The 2,575-nt window shown below is 69.0% G+C and carries 3 protein-coding genes; all 3 read left to right on the forward strand.

All coding sequences use genetic code 11. From position 1 onward, the window contains the following. Positions 1–124 (forward strand): hypothetical protein (locus IM632_RS10955; RefSeq protein ID WP_296483008.1); only part of this gene is annotated, 124 nt, incomplete at its 5' end. A 68-nt stretch (positions 125–192) separates the two neighbouring features. Continuing rightward, positions 193–1,554 (forward strand): MATE family efflux transporter, encoded by a 1,362-nt coding sequence (locus IM632_RS10960; RefSeq protein WP_296482993.1) that lies wholly within the window; start codon positions 193–195, stop codon positions 1,552–1,554. Next, on the forward strand, positions 1,551–2,372 hold the full coding sequence (locus tag IM632_RS10965; protein ID WP_296482997.1) for a DUF3883 domain-containing protein: 822 nt from the start codon (positions 1,551–1,553) through the stop codon (positions 2,370–2,372). The genes IM632_RS10960 and IM632_RS10965 overlap by 4 nt, the downstream gene beginning before the upstream one ends. Positions 2,373–2,575 lie beyond the last annotated feature (203 nt).

A 2,575-nucleotide genomic window follows, 5' to 3' on the forward strand; every position in this document is an offset into this window, starting at 1 on the left:
CGCCACCTTCGCCCGGGACGCCCGGCGGCTGGTCGACGAGGGATTCCGGCTGGAGCGCGTCCGGCCCGTGGACCAGTTCCTGTGGTCGCCCCACCTGGAGCTGGTTGCAGTCTTCAGCCGCTGAGGCCTGCGCCTTGCCCGGGGCGGCCGGAACGGGCAGTGTCAGCGCCGTTTCGAGGGGAGAGGTCCGGCATGGCCGCAGGGGCGGGAACAGACCGTCATGATGCGGTGAGAAGAGACCTTTCGGCCTTGTTCACCCTGGCCTGGCCGGTGGTCATCTCTCGTCTGGGCATGATGACCATGGGGCTCTGCGCCGCCGTGGTCGTTGGTCACCATTCCGCTATCCAGCTGGGCTGGCATGCAATCGCCTGGGCCCCGACGATGGTGGTTCTCGTGGTCGGCACCTCGCTCCTCGGCGGCGTCCAGGTCATGACCGCCCGCGCCATGGGCGAGGGTCGCCCCGAGGAAACGGGCGCGGTCCTGCGCCGGGGGTTGGTCTACGGCGCGAAGGTAGGCTTCCTGGCCGGCGCCGTCCTCTTCCTTCTGGGGCCCTGGATCCTCGGGCTCCTGCAGCTGCCGGACGACCTGGTGGCGGGCGCGACGCCGCCGCTCCGGATCTTCGCCCTTTCGATGCCTTTCCTGGTGATCGGGTCAGCGTGCTCGGCCTGGCTGGAGGGGCTCGGGCGACCCCGCGTCGGCGCCGTCCTCATGTGGGCGGCCAACCTCGTCAACCTGCTCGCTCTGCTTGTCCTTGTGCCCGGGACCTTCGGACTGCCGGCCCTCGGGGCGGCCGGCGCGGCCACTGCGACCCTGATCGCCCGTAGCCTGCTGACCCTGGCCCTCGCCCTCTACATCTTGCGCATGCCGGAAGCCCGCCGCTTCGGGGTCTTCACCCCGGCGCCGCCGGCGCAGGCGGCGGCTTCGGAACAGACGCGGATCGGCCTGGGCGCCGGCGCGTCCGGCTTTTTCGAGATGGCCGCCTTCGCCGGCATGAACGTGATCGCCGGCTGGCTGGGGACCATCCCCGTCGCCACCTGGAGCATCGTGGTCAATGTCATCTCCCTGGCCTTCATGGTTCCGCTTGGCATCGCCACCGCGGTCTCGGTGCTTGTCGGTCGCGCCTATGGCTCAGGCGACGCCGCCGCCATCCGCCGGATCAGCCTGATCGCCTATGGAGTGACCATCGCCTTCTGCCTTCTCGTCAGCCTGGTCTGCTGGCTGGCCGCAGGCTCCATCGCCTCGGGCTACACCAACGATGCGGCGACCCTTGCCCTGGCCATCCCCGCCCTCGTCCTCGCCGCCGCGGTTATCCCGCTGGACGCCCTGCAGGTGGTGATCGCCCAGTCTCTGCGCGCTCGGGGCGACATCGTCATACCGACCTTCACCCACTTCGTCAGTTATGTCCTTGTCATGGCGCCCCTGGCCTGGTTCCTCGCCCTGCCGGCGGGGCGAGGCGTCAACGGCATCGTCGAGGGCGTGATGATCGCCAGCCTCCTGTCGGCGGGCCTCCTCCTGGCCCGCTTCCTTTTCCTGTCGCGGAAGGCGCTGCCGTGAGCGGGGGCGGCGACTGGTCGGACGCAGAGAACGACCTGATCGTCGGCGACTACTTCGACATGCTGGCCGACGACCTTGCGGGAAGACCTTACAACAAGGCGGCGCATAACCGGGCGCTTCAGGCGCGGCTGCCCGGGCGTTCGCACAAGTCCATCGAGTTCAAGCACCGCAATGTCAGCGCCGTGATGCAGGTGCTGAACCAGCCCTGGATCACAGGCTACCTGCCGGCCTATCGATTCCAGGCCCGCCTGATCGACGCTGTGCTCCGTCACCTCAATCCGGCGAAGGCTCCAATGCGGACGGTTGCAGCAGGGACGCGTGACGCCGCCGCCCTGTATCTGGGACCGCCCCCTCTAGCCCTGAACAGGCCCGTGCTGGACGCCGCCCGGAAGGAAGAGGTCGACCGCCGTTTCGATCCTGCGGAAGCGGACGCGCGGAACCGGGAGCTTGGCCGCGTCGGCGAGGCCCTGGTCCTGGACTTCGAGCGCCATGTCCTCATGCGCTCGGGCCGGAGCGACCTGGCGGAGAAGGTCCGCTGGACCTCCCAGGAGGATGGCGACGGGGCGGGCTACGACATCTCCAGCTTCAGGCCCGACGGGCGGCCGCGCCTGGTGGAGGTCAAGACCACCAATGGCTGGGAGCGCTCCGCCTTCCACATCTCCCGGAACGAACTAGCGGTCGCCAATGACAACCGCGAGACCTGGCGTCTTGTCAGGGTCTGGAACTTCGCACGGGAGCCCCGGGCCTTCGAGCTGGCGCCCCCGCTCGACGCCCATGTCCGCCTGACGCCGACGAGCTTCCTGGCCACGTTCGGCTAAAGGCTGAGGCGGCCTCCACAGAGCCCCTCAATTGCGCGCTCCAAGGGAGAGCTCCCCGCGAAGCGCGGCAAGGGAAGCTACGGCGATTCCGTTGACCCCCTCCGGCCCGCTGCGCGGTCCACCTCCCCCTGGAAGGTGGAGGAATTGGAGCGTTCAATTGCTCCCCCAAGGGAGAGCTGTCCGCGAAGCTGCCTGAGGGGGTC

Origin of the sequence: Phenylobacterium sp. (assembly GCF_020402505.1) — a bacterium.
Classification (GTDB): Bacteria; Pseudomonadota; Alphaproteobacteria; order Caulobacterales; family Caulobacteraceae; genus Phenylobacterium.

Excerpts from the sequence above, each read along its gene's own strand:
- IM632_RS10960 (WP_296482993.1), top strand. The coding sequence starts at position 193 with ATGGCCGCAGGGGCGGGAACAGACCGTCATGATGCGGTGAGAAGAGAC.